Annotated in this window: 15 protein-coding genes and 3 pseudogenes; 7 read left to right on the plus strand and 11 right to left on the minus strand. The window is 43.6% G+C overall.

Annotated elements, in window-relative coordinates:
* Positions 1-62: 62 nt before the first annotated feature.
* Both AB4486_RS00820 and AB4486_RS00825 read right to left on the minus strand, forming a co-directional pair.
* The gene (locus AB4486_RS00820; RefSeq protein ID WP_372115245.1) at positions 63-593 is read right to left on the minus strand and encodes a hypothetical protein; all 531 of its coding nucleotides are present in this window, start codon (positions 591-593) and stop codon (positions 63-65) included.
* A gap of 581 nt (positions 594-1,174) precedes the next feature.
* Positions 1,175-3,493, minus strand: a complete 2,319-nt coding sequence (locus AB4486_RS00825) for an adhesion domain-containing protein (RefSeq protein ID WP_372116197.1) — start codon at positions 3,491-3,493, stop codon at positions 1,175-1,177.
* A 368-nt stretch (positions 3,494-3,861) separates the two neighbouring features.
* On the opposite strand from AB4486_RS00825, the gene AB4486_RS00830 reads away from it, so the two are divergent.
* Both AB4486_RS00830 and pyrC read left to right on the plus strand, forming a co-directional pair.
* A complete protein-coding gene (locus AB4486_RS00830) occupies positions 3,862-4,020 on the plus strand; it encodes a YqaE/Pmp3 family membrane protein (protein ID WP_017059962.1) in 159 nt (52 codons plus the stop codon).
* A gap of 192 nt (positions 4,021-4,212) precedes the next feature.
* The gene (gene pyrC / locus AB4486_RS00835) at positions 4,213-5,241 is read left to right on the plus strand and encodes a dihydroorotase (protein WP_372116200.1); all 1,029 of its coding nucleotides are present in this window, start codon (positions 4,213-4,215) and stop codon (positions 5,239-5,241) included.
* A 117-nt stretch (positions 5,242-5,358) separates the two neighbouring features.
* Here the strand turns inward: pyrC and AB4486_RS00840 are convergent, their stop codons facing one another.
* Entirely contained in the window at positions 5,359-6,264 is a 906-nt protein-coding gene (locus AB4486_RS00840) for a DUF808 domain-containing protein (protein ID WP_017059964.1), read from the minus strand.
* Positions 6,265-6,439: 175 nt separating this feature from the next.
* Between AB4486_RS00840 and AB4486_RS00845 the strand changes: the two genes are divergently transcribed.
* Complete coding sequence (locus tag AB4486_RS00845) at positions 6,440-7,366, plus strand: M14 family metallocarboxypeptidase (protein ID WP_372116202.1); 927 nt, start codon at positions 6,440-6,442, stop codon at positions 7,364-7,366.
* Positions 7,367-7,569: 203 nt separating this feature from the next.
* Here the strand turns inward: AB4486_RS00845 and AB4486_RS00850 are convergent, their stop codons facing one another.
* The 6 genes and pseudogenes from AB4486_RS00850 to AB4486_RS00875 all read right to left on the minus strand — a co-directional run bounded on the left by AB4486_RS00850 (position 7,570) and on the right by AB4486_RS00875 (position 13,813).
* Positions 7,570-9,177, minus strand: coding sequence for a BCCT family transporter (locus AB4486_RS00850; RefSeq protein ID WP_372116204.1), 1,608 nt, complete (start codon positions 9,175-9,177; stop codon positions 7,570-7,572).
* Between the two features lie 486 nt (positions 9,178-9,663).
* Positions 9,664-10,236 (minus strand): malate synthase, encoded by a 573-nt coding sequence (locus AB4486_RS00855; RefSeq protein ID WP_017059967.1) that lies wholly within the window; start codon positions 10,234-10,236, stop codon positions 9,664-9,666.
* A 236-nt stretch (positions 10,237-10,472) separates the two neighbouring features.
* Positions 10,473-10,664, minus strand: a pseudogene (locus AB4486_RS00860) (hypothetical protein); the annotation flags it as partial.
* Entirely contained in the window at positions 10,658-11,044 is a 387-nt protein-coding gene (locus tag AB4486_RS00865; RefSeq protein ID WP_372116206.1) for a nuclear transport factor 2 family protein, read from the minus strand. The gene AB4486_RS00865 and the pseudogene AB4486_RS00860, both read right to left, overlap by 7 nt.
* A gap of 285 nt (positions 11,045-11,329) precedes the next feature.
* Positions 11,330-12,145, minus strand: a complete 816-nt coding sequence (locus tag AB4486_RS00870; RefSeq protein WP_372116209.1) for an FRG domain-containing protein — start codon at positions 12,143-12,145, stop codon at positions 11,330-11,332.
* Positions 12,146-12,545: 400 nt separating this feature from the next.
* Positions 12,546-13,813: pseudogene (locus AB4486_RS00875) on the minus strand (IS4 family transposase).
* A gap of 99 nt (positions 13,814-13,912) precedes the next feature.
* On the opposite strand from AB4486_RS00875, the pseudogene AB4486_RS00880 reads away from it, so the two are divergent.
* Both AB4486_RS00880 and AB4486_RS00885 read left to right on the plus strand, forming a co-directional pair.
* Positions 13,913-14,554 (plus strand): annotated as a pseudogene (locus AB4486_RS00880) (aerobic cobaltochelatase subunit CobS); the annotation flags it as partial.
* 3 nt (positions 14,555-14,557) lie between these two features.
* A complete protein-coding gene (locus tag AB4486_RS00885; protein WP_372116210.1) occupies positions 14,558-16,279 on the plus strand; it encodes a cobaltochelatase CobT-related protein in 1,722 nt (573 codons plus the stop codon).
* A gap of 51 nt (positions 16,280-16,330) precedes the next feature.
* On the opposite strand, the gene AB4486_RS00890 is transcribed toward AB4486_RS00885, so the two are convergent.
* The gene (locus tag AB4486_RS00890; protein ID WP_372116213.1) at positions 16,331-17,098 is read right to left on the minus strand and encodes a TSUP family transporter; all 768 of its coding nucleotides are present in this window, start codon (positions 17,096-17,098) and stop codon (positions 16,331-16,333) included.
* A 71-nt stretch (positions 17,099-17,169) separates the two neighbouring features.
* Complete coding sequence (gene pta / locus AB4486_RS00895) at positions 17,170-18,243, minus strand: phosphate acetyltransferase (RefSeq protein ID WP_102332700.1); 1,074 nt, start codon at positions 18,241-18,243, stop codon at positions 17,170-17,172.
* Between the two features lie 154 nt (positions 18,244-18,397).
* Here pta and AB4486_RS00900 point away from each other — a divergent pair, with 154 nt between their 5' ends.
* Positions 18,398-19,186 (plus strand): IclR family transcriptional regulator, encoded by a 789-nt coding sequence (locus tag AB4486_RS00900; RefSeq protein ID WP_372116216.1) that lies wholly within the window; start codon positions 18,398-18,400, stop codon positions 19,184-19,186.
* A 93-nt stretch (positions 19,187-19,279) separates the two neighbouring features.
* On the plus strand, positions 19,280-20,707 hold the full coding sequence (locus AB4486_RS00905) for an NAD-dependent succinate-semialdehyde dehydrogenase (protein ID WP_136981764.1): 1,428 nt from the start codon (positions 19,280-19,282) through the stop codon (positions 20,705-20,707).
* The last annotated feature ends 65 nt before the right edge of the window (positions 20,708-20,772 follow it).

The following is a 20,772-nucleotide window of genomic DNA, read 5'->3' on the forward strand; positions in this document are numbered from 1 at the left end:
ATCAGCCTCGAAAAACAAGGCACTCAATTAATTAAGTGCCTATCAAATAATGAGATTTTTTCTTATGGCAAAGTTGCAATCATATCAACGTTAACGATAACTTCTGTACCAGCAATATCATCTGGAGTTGAGTGTACTGTATCGTTAGCAACATACAGTTGAATCGTATCGCCTGGTGAAAGTAGAGTTGAAGCTAAGTAGTCAGCTGAAGTAAGTTCCGTCCCTGTAAGGTTATCGCCAACGACAATGTTAGGCTGTACTTCACCCATTGAAGCTGGAAGCACATTTACTTGTGATACCGTCCAGTTAGCTGGAGTTAAAGCCCCAAGCACAGCCCCCGTGTAGTCATGCGCTTCCAAAACAACTGGTTTAGTCGTTGCGAACGTACCGTCAGCGTTCACCTGTAACGTACCAACAAAAGAACTAGAGTCTTCACTACCGCCCGCACCAGTAACAATGATGTCACCGTTGGATACAAAACCAGGAACAAAGCCGCTGAATACTGCAGAACCAATAGAGGTATCGCCAGGTGCAGCAAAAGCCGGAACAACAGCAATTGCAGACAATAATGTAATGAGTGTTAATTTTTTCATGTTATTTCCTTTAATATAATATAAGCATTGCGTTAGCCTCTTGCTAAACAGCAGGCATATAATATTAAAATAACTACGTTTTAGGTTAGCACGTTGGAATTATTTATAGTTAAATATGCCTAGTCGATATATCGCCGACTAGTTCATTTATCTAGGGAATAAGATCTGTACAATAAATACTTTCAGTTACACTAAATTGGATATCATAATAACCATTATCAAACTTTGAGAAAGGTGTTTCAATTGGATATGAGAAGGGGTAACGCTGGTGACTATCTGAGTTATAAAAATGAGCATCATAACTATTTTATTATATTGCTTTATATAATATTAATTATGACCATCACAAGTTAAACTACCTAAATCGTGACCTAAGTTATTATAATCTAGCGTTTAATTTACAAGTGATGTCTTTAGTTGGGGAAATAGAGTGAGACGGAGAATTTACCTTTCGGTTATTAATTAATAAATATCAACATGACAATAACACGTAAATAATTCGCATTAAAAATGCCAGTAACATCGCTACTGGCTTACTAAAGATTTTCAACCTACTTTAAAGGAAGACAGACTCATAACTATCATCTATAGCATGATAAAAAAACGTGTACTTGGACACCAAGGTAATTATAGGTGGCCTCATAAGTATCTTCAGGACCTCTATAATACGTGATACCACCGTTTCCCCCACTTGGGTCCGAGTAATTATTAATGTAAAACTTATAGAGATAACCACCTCCTCGGAACCAAAACTCATCTAGGTAATCGGCATGTGAATATATACGACCTGCAGGTATGGCTTTATATGCAGGGTCTTCATTCCAAGCGCTAGCAAACCGAAGTGCAATAGTTGACGAGTCAAATTCTTTCCACCCACCACCATCGAAGTTTATTGATGAGCAGTAATATTGAGTCTGGCTGCTATTATATCCAGACTCTATAAAGTTCGTGTCATCTGCGTTATACCCATCACCTCCGATTATCGAATACGTAAAATCGGCAGTATCATTCGGAGCAAAAATCGAAGTATCATTATCACTATAGCGGAGTACTTGTTCTCTCGTAAGCAACGGAAGAAATTCACTTCCTTCATATGAGGTTATACCCAAAGGTGCGAGTAAAGTAACGTTCAAGTTATCACAAAATGAGGCATAGCAAGCTTCAATATTAACATTAAATTGATCTGTATTTGCGGTAGAATACGCTGTCAAGATACCTGTATGTTCATCAAAGGTAATAGCGTCCAACTCAGTTACTGTCCAATTGACATATTCGGCTGGAACTTGTTCCACTTCGCCAATTGAGTTAGTTATAGTCGCCTGATATAATTCATGTTTATCTGAATCTAAGTCAAGTTGAATCGAAGTCACACCATTTAAACTGATAGATACTGGGGTGATTTCTGGGATATAAAAAGCATTAGTACAAAGAACATAATTTACCTCTTCATTATTACTAGCAGTGACTGAACCATCAAATAGATTGACTAGTGTTGTGGTAGTTTCATCAACCTGGTCACGAGTCCAATACGGTTTGTCATTTGGATATCTATAGTCTGTAAATATTTGACCATCAGGCTTCCAAGCATAAAGTTCTTGCAAATCTGCTTGATCCGGTAAAAAAGCACCTCTTGCAGTACAAATTGCTTCAGCAACACCTTTCGAATGCGCTACGGTTGTTACATTATCGACGGCATTGGTGCCATCTCCTGTTCCTATTATTTCGAATTCAATACTCGCAGTTTCTGCCTGCTCCATAGTTAAAGGTGGAGTAACAGTAGCAGATTTGACTTCATTAAAATCAATTATCGGGTATAAGTCTTCGGATTTTAACTTTATTATCCCGGTGGCATAGCCTCCTTTGTTATCAGAGACAACGTAAGTGATATTGTGATAGCCAGAATTAGAAGTAGTAAACGTGAAAATAGTGTCATTGAACAGATTACCATCTAAGTTAGCATCTTCTATAATGGCAACATCAGCATCGTAAGCATAGACATCAATTAATTGTAATGAATCACCATTAGGATCAGAAATGAGACTCAAAACGTCAATTGTGACCGTTTTCCCGTATGGAACTTCTGACACTATTTTTAAGGTATCAGGATCGGTAAATGTCTGTATATATGTAGAGTTAGCTATTGGAGCACCATTTACTGTTGTTGAAACTGCAATATCCAGGCTACCACTAAGAACATTTACTCCATCGCTATAGCTATATAAAACCCTCTCAACTCCGGATTCAAGTCCAGCACCTGGAGTATACTCTATAACGTTATTCGCGGGATCAGATACTGCTGATGAAAGCGTTGAATCGCTATTAGGCAAAGTTACCGTCATACTAAGTGTATAGCGACTCGTGTCGACCTCGTACCCCAAATTTGCTAACTCGTCCTTCACGTTCACCGAAATGGGTGTTCCAGTTGAAGTTGCAGATGATATGGGTATTAATTGTTCACTGTTTTCAGCTATAGCGATTCGAGCTGTAGCCTCACTATAGCCATCATAAGATATCGCTGTTGACATTCTTGACACAGAGGATCCAACACGAAATCGGTAGTCACATAGGTTTACTTGCGTTGCTTTAATATAAAAACCATTTTGGTCGTTAGAAACCACATCGCAATGATAGTCAGAATTAAGGGATTCAACATTCAGCAGAGCAACAGGTGTCCCATCAGAACTTTCCATATTGTTGGAGAGATCAACATAAAAAGTTTCACGAGGTTTAGTGTGCTGCATGGTATCTTGAACGGAGTAAAGTACGTTCGATTGATCTGGGCTATCTGGGCTATCTGGGCTCGAAGTAGAACCAACTCCTGAATCACCATTACAACCTGAAACAGCCAAGATTAAAGCTACCTGTAACAAATTAGCCTTCTTTGGCAACACATCTAACATATCGTTTGACCTTTTTAAAATTTAACCTTGTAGCATACGAATTCTACATACGATTGCGATGTTATCTTTTTGCAACTGGATATGTTTAGCAAATATGCAAAATTGACTCTTGGAAATGCCTAGTCATAAAATCACGGCCAAACTTCAAATGATTAAATGTATATCTTGATGGGAATACTGATTATAAGCATTTGGTTATAAATAGATAAACTGGTAGGCATTAAACACTTGATACTAGGCTAGTATCTTGAGATGTTTAGCTTTCTATCTTGATACATTAAGGCAGCAATTCAGTAACACTCTCGAGACGTTCTATAATATGAACACGTTTACCGCATTGAACTTTCATTGAATAAAAAGGATTTATCATGAACAAACTCGTCATTATCATCTTATGTGTACTGCTTCCGCCTGTTGGCGTGTTCTTCGCTCGCGGCGCCGGGAAAGATTTGGTGATTAATATCATTCTTACTTTCTTCTTCTGGGTTCCAGGAATGATCCATGGTCTGTGGGTAGCCACCCGCTAACCCTTATTAACAAATAGATACCGAATAAAATATCCATAAAAACAAGCTCCTAGCCATGAAGAGTTAAAAATAGGATGAAATGAAAGTACTTTTCCACTATCATCCTGTCGCCTAAACGTAAGCGATTGCTTTCACAGATTTCGCTGAGTTTAGGCTCCAACTACATAACACTTCAAATGGTGGGAGCCTTCAATGACACAACTTACGATTACTCGTCCTGACGACTGGCACGTTCATCTACGCGATGGCGAAGTATTAAAAGATACAGTTCGCGATATCAGCCGTTACAATGGTCGAGCGTTAATCATGCCAAATACCATCCCACCGGTAACCGATACCGAAATGGCTCTTGCTTACCGTGAACGCATCATGGCAGAGCAGCCAAGTGAACAATTCCAGCCTCTAATGGCACTTTACCTGACAGACAACACAACACCTGATGAAATTCGTAAAGCGAAAGAATCTGGCGCTGTTGTAGCAGCGAAGCTATACCCTGCTGGCGCGACGACTAACTCTGATTCAGGTGTAACTTCAGCTCAAAAGATTTACCACATACTCGAAGCAATGCAAGAAGTGGGTATGTTGCTGCTGGTACACGGTGAAGTAACGGCTCACGATGTTGATATCTTTGACCGTGAAAAAGAGTTCCTAGACACAGTTCTAGCACCGATTGTTAACGACTTCCCTAACCTGAAGATCGTTCTAGAGCACATCACGACGGCAGATGCTGCGACTTTCGTTAAGAACGCTAACGAGAACGTAGCGGCAACCATTACTGCTCACCACTTGCTTTATAACCGCAACCACATGTTGGTTGGCGGCATTAAGCCACATTTCTACTGCCTACCTATCCTTAAGCGCAACACACACCAGTTAGCACTTATTGAAGCAGCAACAAGCGGTAGCAAGAAGTTCTTCTTGGGTACAGACTCTGCACCACACGCTAAAGGTGCAAAAGAGTCAGCGTGTGGTTGTGCAGGTTCTTACACAGCGCACGCTGCGGTTGAACTGTACGCTGAAGTATTCGATTTAGAAGGCAAGATTGAGAACCTAGAAGCATTCGCGAGCCACAATGGCCCAGACTTCTACGGCATGCCACGTAACTCAGATACAATTACGCTCGTTAAAGAAGAGTGGAATGTTGCTGAAACGATGCCTTTCGGTTCAGACATCGTTGTGCCAATCCGTGGCGGCGAGGCGATTGCTTGGTCTGTAAAATAAGCACTTGGGCTGTTAAATAAACACCCTCCATTTAGCGAAAAGGGTCACCATAGTAATTATGGTGACCCTTTTTTGTTTCGATAAAAGACTGTCTTATTCCCAGCAGTAATTTAACGATTACTTACCGCGAATTTTTCCGATAGCAGTCCAAATAGCAACGACAATCAATCCAGATAAAACCCCAATCACACCATTTAATAGCGTTGGTACCACCGCAGTCGCAATCGTATGTCCACTGAAGTCCATAATAATCGGTTCAATTAAGTGATGAATTGCTGGAACGTTGTGTACCACAATACCGCCGCCAACCAAGAACATCGCAGCCGTGCCGACAACCGCAAGCATCTTCATTAGCTTTGGTGCAAATGCGACTAACCCATTACCCAATCGGGTTTTAATGGCACTCCCATTTGATGTGCGCTGGAGATAAAAACCTAAATCATCCAGCTTAACGATCCCTGCCACTAAGCCATAAACACCAATCGTCATCACAACCGCTATCAAACTCACCACAAGAATCTGAGTCACGATACTTGTACCCGTTACGGTACCCAGCGCAATTACAATGATTTCCGCAGATAAGATGAAGTCGGTACGAATTGCGCCTGAGACCTTTCGCTTCTCATACTCTTCAACAGATTCACCCGAGCTGCTTTCCTCATCTTTCTCTTCGTGTTGATGAGCATGAGGAAAAAGCTTTTCTAAGATTTTCTCTGCCCCTTCAAAACAAAGAAACAGACCACCAATCACCAGTAGTGGCATGATCAACCAAGGAATGAATGCACTGATCAATAGTGCTGCCGGAACCAAAATCAGCTTGTTTTTAAATGAGCCTTTTGCGACCGCCCATACCACTGGGATTTCTCTTTCAGCAGAAACACCGGATACCTGCTGGGCGTTAAGGGCTAAATCGTCACCTAATACGCCTGCGGTTTTTTTAGCGGCTACCTTAGACATCAATGCGACATCATCCAACACGGTTGCAATGTCATCTAACAGTGTTAGTAAACTTGCTCCAGCCATTTTGTTGTCTCTTTATAAAGAATTGAACCATCAATAAAATGTAACACCATCAATTCACTCATCAAAGTTATGAGTCTGTAAAAAATAAAGTCACAAGTTGTGTTTTCTATTGCTGTCTCTGTTAGACAGGAATAATCTGTCTTAATCTTTCACGAACATAAAAGAAAAAGTATAGATGAAAAGTGAATCTACCTACCCGATTGGTAAGCCAGGGCAAAAATGGCAACAAGCAGAACGTGAAGCATGGTTAGCTCAACGAACGGTTAAGCGTGAATACCAGCAAGAAGTTGTACCAAAGATTAAAGCACTTGCAGACCGCTTTGACATCGAACAATACGGCGCACTGAGCTACGACGAAGCTCGCTTCCCACTCTTCGCTATCAAGAGCAAAAACTGGGACGAGTCAAAGCCGACGATTCTGGTGACAGGTGGTGTTCACGGTTACGAAACCAGTGGCGTGCATGGCGCGATCAAATTCGCTGCGACTCAAGCAGAAAAATACACGGCGCACTTCAACATTGTTGTCGCACCTTGTGTGAGCCCTTGGGGCTACGAAGTGATCAACCGCTGGAATCCAAATGCTGTTGATCCAAACCGCTCTTTCTACGACGGTACGCCAGCAGAAGAATCAGCAAACCTACGAGCTCTAGTAGCGTCTCTGCCAGAAGTATTGGTTCACGTTGACCTGCATGAGACGACTGACTCTGATGAAACTGAATTCCGACCTGCACTCGCAGCTCGTGATGGCATTGAGTACATCGAAGGTATGATCCCAGACGGTTTCTACACTGTTGGCGATACTGAAAACCCACAACCTGAATTCCAAGCTGCTGTCATCGCTTCAGTTGAAAAAGTAACCCACATTGCGCCTGCGGATGACGAAGGCAAGATCATTGGTTCAGACGTCACTCAACACGGCGTGATCAACTACCCAATGAAGAAGCTTGGCTTATGTGGCGGCGTGACTGCCTGTAAGTACGGTACAACCACAGAGGTTTACCCAGACAGTGACAAAGTAACAGACGAAGAGTGTAATGATGCTCAAGTTGCTGCTGTTGTTGGTGCTTTAGATTACGTTATTCAGCACGAATTGAACGCATAAGCTCATACCCGCTAATAACTAGAACCGAGCACCTAGAACTAAGAACGAAAAGAGCCACAAGTGATGATTCACTTGTGGCTCTTTTTTATCTGGTCTCTGATTTCTTCCTAGGCATAAAAAACTCTCTTGCACCAAGTACAAGAGAGCTTTGCATCATGCTGAGTAAAGTAAATCTCTATCTAGCGACTTACTTAATTCACGATTTATTTTGTAGTTTGAGTTACGGTTTCTTGCCCTTTACCGACTTCTGTCAGTAGGCCTTTCAACAAGCTCACACAACCAATCAAAAGAATGATCGTAAACGGCAGTGCTGCAATAATCGTAATAGATTGCAGAGCTTGGATTGATTGAGTACCACCAATCCACAGCATCACCATCGCGATAGCACCTGAGATAACCGCCCAAACGACTTTCTGTTTCACTGGCACTTCTAATTTACCACCCGCCGTCATGCCATCGATAACGATAGAACCTGAGTCCAACGTTGTAACGAAGAACACGATGATCAGCGCGACTGCGAGAACAGACAGAATGCTACCGAACGAGTAAGCATCTAGCATGTAAAACAAGCTTAGAGATACATCTGTAATGCCTTGGTCGAGGCCAAGTTGCCCCACCTGACTAATCACTTGCTCGATAGCTACGCCACCGAAGATAGACATCCAAGCTGAAGTCACCAATGTTGGGATAATCAATACGCAAAGTAGGAATTCACGAACCGTACGGCCTTTAGAAATACGCGCTACGAACATACCGAAGAAAGGTGCATACGCTACCCACCATGCCCAGTAGAACACAGTCCAACCATGCAGCCATGTTGTGTCTTCACGACCCGCACTTTGGCTCAAAGCTACGATATTTTTCACATAGCCCGTTGCCGCCGTTGCCATTGAATCAAGCACAGTTGTGAAATTCAATACAGCGATAAGACCAAGGAATATGAATGCAATAACCATGTTCAGGTTACTTAGGAACTTAACACCACCGTCCATACCACGTAGTACAGAGATGATCGCCAAGCCCATGATCAGAACGATGATAGATTGCTGAAGGAAGATGTTGTTTTCCAAGCCGAACACGTGGCTAATACCACTTGCTGCTTGTGTACCACCTAAGCCCAATGAAGTCGCAAGGCCAAACAGAGTAACCAGTACGGTTAGAACATCGATTACATCACCAGTTTTGCCCCACACACGCTCACCCAGAATTGGGTAAAACACAGAACGCATTGATAGCGGTAAGCCTTTGTTATAAACAAAGTACGCCAGACAAAGCGCCGTCATGCCATAGATAGCCCATGCATGAAAACCCCAGTGGAATACGGTTGCGCCTAGCGCCAGTTCACGACCAGCGGCTGTGAAAGGTTCTGCGTCTAATGGCGTTCCGAACCAGTTAGTGAAGAACGCAGTTGGCTCTGCAACACCCCAGAAGATAAGTCCAATACCCATACCTGCTGCGAATAACATCGCAATCCAAGATGACATTGAATAGTCCGCCGTCGCGTCTTCGCCACCTAAACGGATTTTACCCAACGGTGAAAAAGCAAGAACAACAGCAAACGCTAGCATTATGTTAGCTCCCCACATAAACAGGAAGTCAAACTTTGATAGAACAGCACCCTTAATAGAATCAATTGCAGCTTTAGCATCTGCAGGAGGAAGAGCAAGAAGAGTGATGATGAAGAGAAGAGATAAGCCAACTGAGGCTACGAAAACTGTGTTATGGACATCCATGCCCCATTTACTGACGTTGTCTTGACCAACTTGATAGTCAGTAGAATCAATACTGTACTTTTTTGATTTAAAACTCATAAATTATGATGTTCGCATATCCGATTCAACGAATATAAGGACGCTCTCCATATCCAACTACTACTTGATTGGCTCGCCGCATCGCCTAAATAAAAGGCAATAAAAATCACAATAGTTAGTGATAAATGGACTTACTGGCTCAATCCCAAGGCGAGTATTATAGCACAGCTCAAAGCATTTTGACTGAGATTTCGCTCAATAGTCGCCCAAACCACCGTTGACAATGATAGTTAACCTAATAAAAACAGAATAAAACAAAAGAACAAAATTATTTAAATACAACAACTTAAATCAAAACCACACACTGTAACGTCACATCCAAAATTTCTGCATATAATTTTGATAATCGCCCAATTTACTTATAGCTCTAATAAAAAAGCCCCGCTATAGGGGCGGGGAAAGTTACCAAAGGTAAAAGAGAAATCAGTGCTCAAATGTCAGTGCTGCGTCTCACAGATCAGCACTGCACATTTCAAAGACAGTTCGTTAGATTGCGAAGCAAAAACCTAGGTTATAGTCTTCACCATTTTTCGCCGTGAACTCTTTGTCTTCACTTGATGCATTCGGGCGGCCACTTTCATCGCCTTTTACTAAGCTCACCCAGTGACGGATGCCAGAAGAACGGCTCGCCTCAGTTTGACCAAACGTGGTGCACGTCTCTAATTGGATATCTTGAATATCAACCAACTCCAGGCGGCCAGTGCCTTTACGAGCACCGATTGTCACTTCAACGTGCGTACCGCTTTCATCACGGAATAGGATTGCTGAAGGCTTAGATTTATCACCTGTGTAAGCCACAAAGTGTTTAGCGCGTTTCAAACCTGTGTGTTCACCGTTTTTGAAATAAACCTGAACGTGTCGGTAATCGATCTCGTAGCTCACTACATCTTCGTGAGAACCAGACTCGAGAGGGAATAGAGTATCAAGCAACTGTTTCGCCATTTTCTGCTTTTCGAGTTGCTTGTCTGCTTTCACCATTTCGACGGCAAAGACAGCTTCAGCAATAAAAGTTGAATGGTTTCTGTGAAGTTCTGTTTTGTCTAGTGTCAGCATATTCATAGTCTATCCCTCGTACGGCTTTAAATTTCATTAAGGTCAAACATCCCAATTGACCCTTTTCAAAATTGTTCTTTACTGTGTGGTTTCCATGTTTTTCATACTACTGTTATTTTTGAAACAATTTCACAACAAAAATTACACAGTGTGAATTTTACTAAATTGCTTTTTTACACAAACCGGCATTTCGAGCCCCCAGCCCTTTATTTAACTGGGTTGAGGGTTCCGTAGAAACGCGTTTACGTGTTGTTTGAATTTGTGTAATAACCCACCCCAACCAACTTATTGTCGATAACTCGATAGTAAGTGTGCTTAGTTTCCACTTTGCTCGACAGCGGATTTAACCATCGATAGGTGTAAACGCCACGACCATTTTCTTTGGCTAGATTTAACATCTCAGTGAGAATCGGTTTATCGTCAGGACTTAGATTTTTACGCTGATTTTTCCATCTTTCAGAGTAAACACGTCGACCATGCGAGCTTCGATGATGCTGCCATCCGGGTTCGTAGCAGAAAACGTTGATTCACTCACCGCGCGGTCACCACACACAAAGTGGACAGGGTCGATCCAAGCTGCATCTGGAAAGTTCTGCCAAACCAATTCAAAGCTATTGCGAACGGCTTCGTACCCTTCAATAGTATTTCCAAGCAAGCCTTCACCTGCCACGGTGTGGAAGACACAGTCTTCAGTCATGAACGACATTAACGCTTCGATATCATGGTTATTCCAAGCATCACTGAATGACTGTAAAAAGGCGGTGTCGACTTGGTTTTCCAGCACGAACGTCGTTGCATTGGTTTGCATATTCATATTCCAGAATCCTTTATGTTTACGTTATTGGTTTAAATTTCAGTAGCTTTGCGCCACTTTTTTATTAGAGTTTTTAAACTAGAAACCTGATTAATTTAACAACTTGATAACAAGTCGCACAACTCTAACTTCGAGTAGTGTTATATACAATCTCTAAGCTCACAGATTTCGTATTTTTATAAATTTAATTAGTGTTCTAAGTTTATTTAAACAAGACTTCACTCTATTTAAACAATTAAAATCAGACTTGAGCGAAGCCTTAATTTTCAATAAAGATATTAATCGTTAGTCGAAGTCAAAATCTTGATGGTACTTTCGACCATATTGTTCCAAAGTTCGATTATGAGTATTAACTTGTAATTCGATGTTGCTTCCATCTTTACCCATAACCTTATTTCCATCGACGTGTGATTCATTTTTCAAATCAACCAGTGTCTCTTCGTTATACTCTGCAGGTTCATTTAACACATTCATGGATATTAACTCCTTTATCAGATTTACTTTGGCTGACGGAAGAACATGAACGGATACTAGACCGTTTGAATATTCTTTCTCATCGTACAAAGGCTGAATGGCATCATTACTGCCGTCCTTAAATGGATGAATGGAATACCACTTATCCGTTCGTTGCTCTTGCTTATCGCAGTCGGCTACTTTGAAGATCTGAGTTCTTTCAAGTTCATAGGGTGAGTTAAAAACACTAACCCTATGATAATTAATCGCTTTAACAATATTGATGCAGTCTTTACTTTGGCTATGGCACACAGACCACAACGCATTAATCAGGCTATCTGTCCATTCAAGTAAACGGGTGGGAAAGCCCTGCTTTTTGGCTAAACACATCAATAACCAATCATTTATGTCGTATGAGCTCAGCGAGTGACCACCGTAAACTCTCACTGTTGAAAGCAACTCTTGTTCGACACGGCGAATGTTTTTACGATTTGACCGGCCTAAGCTTGGCATCAGATTACGGTTGTCATAATCACACACGTTATAAATTAAACCACGCTCTCCACTACACCCCATGATAAGTGAATCGATTATTTCATACAGCTCTTCGAGTGAGCTTATATAACGTTTATTGTTCACAGCATGCATGTAATAGGTCACTTAATTTAAATTTATTACAATTAAAAATTAACTATCATGGTTAATCAGTATCGTTACGAATGATTTTAAAAATGACAATAGGTATATGTCTTTATCAATGGCCATATATCCTCATCAATAACTAACAGTTATAAAACCATTAACTAAGGAGCAATTAGCTAAGGGTCGATTAATAAGGAACGACAAAGTTTATATAACTAAAACCACTTATATGTACAACAGCCATTTAATTCATGTTCTAACGTTTGACTAAGGATTATTGAAATACGGGTTGCCGGTATTCACTTAAGTACATTGCCAATACCCGTTAATATTGCCCGACCACATTCTCGATTGCACTTTCTCTAACACTCTCGAAAATACCATGGCCGGACACATAGACAGAACCTTAAGCACTAAGCTCAGCGTAAATTCCGTCTAACGTAATGTTTTCTTTAGACTTCCTCTGCGCGGACTTTTGAGCGTTCCTTGATATATAACTGGTAGCCCATTCGATTTTATTGCTGATTTCTGACCATGCGCCGTGACTGATACATTCAAATATTGGTAACAGCCAGACATCCACATTTTTTGCCGCTTTAAACAATGAGACCGATGGCATTATCTGAAGCGCAATACTACGCCTAATGATCAGCGCAAGTAAACTGGCCCAGATGAGCCCATCAACGATGGCCTTTTGTGCGGTGACAAATCGTTGCCAGTTGGTGTGAGACTTTAACTCTTTAAAAAGCAGTTCCACCTGCCATCGACAGCGGTAGATCGCCATGATTCATCGGCAGTAGAGGTGTCTGAAGGTAAGTTAGTTATCCAAATGCAGAATCGTTTTTCTTCAGCAAACCATCGTCGCACGACTCTAAACTCTTGTTTACCTCGAAGGACTTTTAGGTCAAGGACCTGCGAACGGTTGGTACCTCGAGTAATGTCTTTCAGCTTCTTCCCTTCTAGCTTAGGCAGCAGTCGCCCCTTGCCATTCCTTGCCTCAATAATCATAGGGTTCAGAGACTTAGCACCTCGGACAATATAGAATCCGCCATGCTGTTCAAGCTCTCGAAAGAAGTGGAAATCAGGATACCCTGCGTCAGCTAACAGCAATTTGTTGTTCATCGTTTTGGGCTCAGGTAAAAAATCTCTTTCTGATGCCGTATCAGCGCTGATGTTCATCGCGACTGGAGAAAAGCTTTTCAACGACATTGTCATATGACATTCAACCGCTGCAGGGTTACGTTTAAATCGACTCGGATAAACATCCGCCAGGTCACGATGGATGTGGAAAGAGCTGCCATCTTGAAGCAGTACATCATCAAAGGTGTCGAGCTTATTTGGTAGACCGACATTCTGCTGGCGAGCAAATTGAGCTATTGCTCGCATAACAAGTTGCCGCATGAAATTAGGAAACTCATTTTTCCTCAACTGGTTATGGTAAGGCTTGTATGCCACGGCACCTTCAGGGCTCAAGCACATCCCATTGAATTGTCGCAGTAAATCCGCAATGGAAGTGCAGTTTCCTTTGCTTAACGCGGCCACTAAGCTAATGACTAGCTGCTCGGGTAATATCGCCCGACACCGTTTCATCAGGCCAGTACTTTTCGCCATTTTTTGGAGGGTGTCAGCATTAAAGAATTGCTTAAATTGCTTCTGTAAGGAGATAATCGTCATCGGCTTCACTATTGATGTAGGTAGTTTGTTTGGCGACGATTATCTGATCATAAATGAAGCCTTTTTTCTATCTAAATAAACAAGTTAGCTCTTAAGATCCTGTCTATGACAGAGTTTAAGGAAGGCATTCTTCCACAAAGTATCCAGCAACCCATCGCATTGGTATTGGACGAATACGACGCGGGTCGACCTGATGTGATGTTTGTGATTCAGCAACTCTTAGAGCAAGACGGCAAATACACTTCTCTCGAGCAAAACCGCGTGATCACTCCCCACCCTTCTTTCCGCCTGTTTGCTACGTGCAACACGCTTGGCTTGGGTAATTTTTCAGGTTTGTATTCGGGTACTCAAGTGCTTAACCACAGTCAGTTAGATAGATGGAACATCATCGCTACGCTCAACTATTTAGACCCACAACATGAAACCAAGATAGTGTTGTCAAAGCGCCCGGAGCTAAACGATGAAAGCGGTCAACAATTAGTAGAGAAAATGATCGCCACCGCTGGTTTAACGCGTAACGGGTTTCGGGCTGGCGACCTTTCGACTGTGATGTCTCCGCGTACAGTGCTCACTTGGGCTGAAAACATCCAAATATTCGACGATGTAGCGACGGCATTTAGGCTTTCATTCTTAAATCGCTGCGAAGACGAAGAGAAAGAACTGGTTAGCGAATACTATTTCCGTTGCTTTGGTGAAGCCTTGGAAGCGCATACTCAAAATTATTCGCACTCGGAGTCGTAAACCATGGCCAATATTTCTTCTCAGCAGAAAAAGATCCTCGATATTGGTGTGTCTGTCGCCAGAGCAATCAGTGGTGAACTCGATCTGAACTATCGGGGAGAACGACTCTATAAAGGCAATAAGCCCTGTTATTACCAGTCTGCCCACACCAACGATCTCACCTTTGTATCTCGCCACGAGCTGAAAAACAGTAAGCTTTCGATGCAAGGCAAGATCGATTCATCGGCATTACGACTCTTGCTTTCAGATGCTGATCTTCACTACTCATTGCGACCGAAAAACGAGGTCGAACGTCTGTTATATGACTTCTGCGAGCAGGTGCGAATTGAATCGCAAGTTCCATCTTATCTAAAAGGCGTTACCACCAGCATTCAGTTCAACTTTGCGTATTGGAGCGGCCAATATCATCAGAATGGCTTCACCGAATCACGAATCGGCATGTTGCTGTTTACTCTGATGCAAGTCATCCACACCCGTTTAACTGGTGTTCCCGTTTCTGAACCTATCGCTGAAACCATTGAATCGACTCGCGCCGGCATCGTGCCTACTTTTGGGCATAGCCTGAAGCACTTAAAGCAACATAGAACCGACCAAGAGTCATTTGTACACAGCGCCAACGAGTTGGCAGCCCTTGCACAAGAGCTCATCAACCAAGAGCAAGAGAGCGATAACTCGCCCACGCCAACCGTTGAAGAAGACATCAAGATCCTTGCACAGCTTGCCTTGATTGTTGATGGTGACATTCAAGATCAAGACGTCGATACCGACATCACAGGCAGTAGCAAGGTATTCGAGTTGTCGGGCGCCAATTATCAGGTCTTTAATTCAGAATTTGATCAAGTCATCGCCGCAGACAAACTCGTCAGGCGTACCCTATTACTCGAACTGAGACAAAAGCTAACCGATGACATCATGGCGAGACAAGTCAACACTCGCCGTTTAGCCGCTATGCTTACTAGCTTTGTTGCCACACCACAGAGGAACCGACGTCAGGACCATTTAGAAGAAGGCATTGTTAACGCCACCACCATCACCAAGCTCGTCACATCGCCATTGGATAGCACTGTCTTTTATCAACCTGACATCGGTACATCTCATCAATGTGCCACCACATTTTTGATGGACTGCTCTGGCTCAATGCAAAAGCACAGTCACAAGCTAAGCCTACTGATTGATACAATTCTCAAATCCGTTGGACTGGCCAACATCCCTTTCGAGATTATTGGCTTTACGACCAATAACTGGAACGGTGGCAAGGTCTATCGGCAGTGGCTTAAACAAGGCCAACCAAAGCACCCGGGCCGCTTAAACGAAGTTCGGCACATCGTGTTTAAGGATTTTGATACCCATTGGAGACGTTCTCGACTTGGCATTGCGAGTCTTCGTAAAGCCGACATCTTTAAAGAAGGGATTGATGGCGAAGCGGTTCAGTTCGCGAGTCATCGATTGCAGCAGCACACCGCCCAGCGAAAGGTTTTGATTGTGTTCTCAGACGGCTGCCCGATGGATACCGCTACCAGTACCGCCAACGATCAGTTCTATTTAGATAACCACCTCAAACAGGTGATTGAGCGCGAGTCGACCAAAAACGGTATTGAGATTCATGGCGTGGGAATGGGCGTCGATTTAAGCCCGTACTATCGCAGCAACATCACGTTAGATGTACAAGAGAGCTGCTTGTTTGGGCTATCTAGGAGCATATTTGAGATGCTAAAGCGTGTTTAAACAGGGAAGCTTAGGCTAGCGAATCACTAGCCTCCTTTGTCGAGAATGGTTTTACGAGGAGCCAAACAACGACCATGCAGAGACAGCCATCAAATATCCGCCTATCAGCATTAACACCGTAAACACCAGCTTTCTGAGTTGATCATTAGACAACGGCGATGGGAAACGCCGAGCAAACATTGTGACAAGCGCCACCAGAGGAACAGCAATAGCGGATAACCACAATATGCTCTGTTCCATGTCGCCCGCCGCATAGACATTGACCGTACGGGACATCGACGTACAAGCGAAAACCATCAGCAGTGTGCTTCGCACCAGATCGAGCGAAAAAGGTTGCCGATAGAGATGATAAACAATCGGTGGACCTGCCATCCCAAATAATCCCCCCGCTAACCCAGAGCTAAATCCTGAGACAAGGAAAGATACGGTTGTCGAACGGACCGTTCTAGTTTTAGGTTTAAACATAAAGCTCAAACCAGCGAACAACACCATGGCACCCAATAGCCCTCGTAGGATTTGGGTTGCCGACTCGCTCAACGCGTCCAGCAAGTACACGCCCATCGATACGCCGGGAAAAATACCGATGACTAACACCACCAGAATCTTGAGTTCCCCAAGCAGTGGCTTACCCATCAACGCCACCAAGCAATTGAACAAGGTCACAATACTGACCACAGCGGCTATAACGGGTAGGGATACCAAATTAAGGCTGACCGTTAGCCCAATCACAATGATACCGAGACCAAATCCAGTGACAGTTTGGAAATAAGTACCTACCGCAATGGTGGCAAGAATGGCGAGTAAAACAGGTAACTCCATTAGCTATCCTAATTAGGTTATTTGGGGGTAAATATGAGTGCAAGATTCCGCATTAGTTTAAGCAACGAGTGTTAATACCGGAATTCAAACTCCGACTCTTCTCTTTCTTCAACATCAGCTTCAGAGTCAGCCTTAGAGTCAGATGCTTTCCCTTGCTGCGCTTGTACCGCGGTAACGGCAATGACATTAAAGATATCTTCGGCACTACAGCCTCTGGACAAGTCATTCGCTGGTTGATTCAGCCCTTGCAGCAACGGGCCAATCGCAACAGCCCCACCTAGCCTTTCCGCAAGCTTATAACCGATATTACCGGCTTCTAAGTTAGGAAATATCAACACGTTAGATTGACCTTTGACCTCTGAATCAGGCAACTTTTTCGCCGCTATTTCAGTGACAATCGCCGCATCGAGTTGAACGTCCTGATCGACGGCGATTCCGGGACAACGTTGTTTCACGAGTTGAGCAGCATTACGAACCTTATCGACCGATTCGTGTTTGGCACTCCCGTTGGTCGAAAACGACAGCATCGCGACTTTAGGCTCTTCCATCAGTAGCGTTTGAGCACTGTTTGATGCGGCCACGGCAATCGATGCCAGCTCGGTTTCAGTGGGGTTAATCACCAAACCACAATCGCTGAAAATCATACCGCCTTTAAGATTATGGAAAGGCTCACACAGCATCATCAAGAAGAAACTTGACACCAATTCGCTGTCCGGTGCAGGGCCGATAATCTGCAGCGCAGCTCGCACCACATCAGACGTGGTATAAACCGCGCCATTAACTGTGCCGTCTACCAGTCCTTCCCTTACCATCAAATTGGCAAAAACAAGTGGATCTTGAACCAGCTCTAGGGCGTCATCATAAGTCATGCCTTTAGCTTTTCTTAATGTATACAGCCGCTCAGCGAGCACTTCTTTGAGTGACGACGCCTGTGGAGAAACAATATGAATGCCAGCGAGGTTAATGTGGTGAAGTTCTGCAGCAGCGATGATCGCCGATTCATCGCCCACAAGTGTGATGTGAGCGAGCTGTTTGTCGATTGCTATTCTTGCAGCAGCTAGCACTCGCGGGTCCTCCGCTTCACTCAAAACAACGCGCTTACGATCTAAATGAGCTTTATCAATAATCCGTTCAATCGCCTTCATCTTTAAATTCCATTTATTGAGATTAATTGTTCCATAATTTATATTTATATTATTGGAATAACAAAAAAGGTCAAATTTTATTCAGATAATTGAAGAATAATGATTTGGTATGTACACTCTTAGGCATAGACATATCGCAAGGATGAATCACTGTATGCAAACAGAAACACCGCAAGTTCAAGGGGATACACCGACCCTCCGACTTTTTGCACTATTAGAGGTGATAGCGCAAAAAGACGAGTTTATTTCTCTGCAAGGTTTAGTCGAAGAGACCGGATTGCCAAAACCCACGCTGCACCGAATGCTTCAACAGTTAGAAGCGGCGGGCATCATTCAAAGAGATGGCGACGAAAAGCACTACAGCTCAGGTATTCGACTCAGAAAACTTGCCGAAAACCTACTTTTGAATAGCACCATGCACAGCGCGCGACGCACTATCCTTGAGAACCTGAGAGCAGAAGTCGGTGAGAGTTGTAACCTGACCGCTCTTTCAAGTGGCGAAATCATCTATCTCGATCGTGCCGAAACTGAAGCCCCCCTTCGCTTTCACCTGCACCCCGGCTCTCGCGTTCCCGTGCACTGCTCAGCGACAGGTAAACTGTTTTTGGCTCACATGTCGAAATCACAGCGCAGAAGACTGATTGAAAACGTGCCACTGACTCAGTACACAGTCAAAACCATCACCGACTACTCAGTGTTAGAGCAAGACATCGAAGAAGCGAAGATCCAAGGCTTTGCGATTGATGACGAAGAGTTTCTGCCAGGTTTGGTGTGTATTGCGGTACTTATTCCATCGCCTACGGGCCAATCTAATCTCGGCTTAGCAATTCAAGCACCTGTAATTCGAGTGAAACCGGACGAAGCAATAAAATTCTTGCCCGCACTTCAAAAAGCAGCAAAAGCATTAGCGAAGATAGAAGCAGACAACTGGGCGCAAGAATAACCTTGGCAGGCTAAAGCGAATCATCAGCACTGCATAGACATCAACTCAATAACAGCACCAACACGTGTTAAGTAATCATCAAGAAGGAATCACATGCTAGAAATTAATAACCAGCGCTTACTCTCTTTTATGGTGACAGAAGCGAATAACGCGGTTGCCGTGACCAATCCAGCAACGGGTGAACTCATCGGGCACGCACCGGTATCATCAAAAACAGAGTTAGCGAGCGCGATTGAACGAGCTCATTTAGCACAGAAAGAGTGGGCAAAAATTCCTGCTAAATCTCGTGCTGCACTGCTTCATCGCTGGCACCAGCTGATCCTTGAAAACAAAGATGACCTTGCTCGAATCATGACAATGGAACAGGGTAAGCCGTTAGCCGAAGCGACAGGCGAAGTGGTGTATGGCGCGAGCTTCATTGAGTGGTTTGCAGAAGAAGCAAAGCGCACTTATGGTGATTCCATTCCTAGCACAGTCGCTGGCAAACGCTTGGTGACCATCAAGCAGCCTATTGGTGTCGCATGTGCGATTACGCCATGGAACTTCCCGATTGCAATGATCACTCGTAAAGCGGCTCCTGCCTTAGCTGCGGGTTGTAGCTTTGTCGTGAAACCTTCGGATGAGACACCGCTTTCTGCGTTTGCTGTGGTTGAACTGGCTTATCAAGCGGGTATCCCTAAGGATCTACTTCAAGTCGTTCTTGGTGAAAGCCCTGAACAAGTGGGCAACCTATTCACTTCGCATCCGTTGATCAAAAAAATCTCTTTCACTGGGTCGACCCGTGTGGGCAGCATTTTGATGGCTCAAGCTGCAAAAGGCATCAAACGCACCTCTATGGAGCTTGGTGGCAATGCACCTTTTATTGTGTTTGACGATGCTGACATCGACGCGGCCGTTCAAGGCGCAATGGCGTCGAAGTTCCGTAATGCAGGTCAAACATGTGTCTGTGCGAACCGATTCTACGTTCACAGTAAAGTGTACGATGAGTTTGTGGCTAAATTCGATCAAGCGGTTCAGCAGCTTAAGATTGGTAACGGTTTAGATGAGGGTGTCACGATTGGACCTGTTGTCAGCCTGAATGCGAAGAACAACATCCAAGCTTTGATAAACCGAGCGATTGAACAAGGTGCTGCGCCTGTCACGCCAACTCAGGAGCTTAATGGGCTTTTCATTCAGCCTGTTGTTCTTAAAGATGTAAAACACAGCATGGACATCGTTCAACAAGAGATCTTTGGCCCAGTCGCGCCTGTGATGAAATTCGACACGGACGAAGAGCTTATCGAGATGGCCAACGATACGATTTATGGTTTGGCGTCTTACTTCTACAGTCAGAACATCCACCGAGTGTGGAACATTGCAGAAGCGCTTGAGTACGGTATGGTCGGCATTAATGATGGTCTAATCTCAACCGAAGTCGCGCCTTTCGGTGGTGTGAAACAATCAGGTATTGGCCGTGAAGGTGCGAAAGAAGGCATCGATGAGTACATGGACATTAAGTATCTTTGCTTTGGCGGAAAATAAGGTTGGTAGTAACTAAGTTCTGGCAGTGATTAGGGCTCGGAAATAATTAAGTCTTAGTGAGCACT

This window comes from Vibrio sp. 10N.222.55.C6 (assembly GCF_041473395.1).
Taxonomy (GTDB): domain Bacteria; phylum Pseudomonadota; class Gammaproteobacteria; order Enterobacterales; family Vibrionaceae; genus Vibrio; species Vibrio crassostreae_C.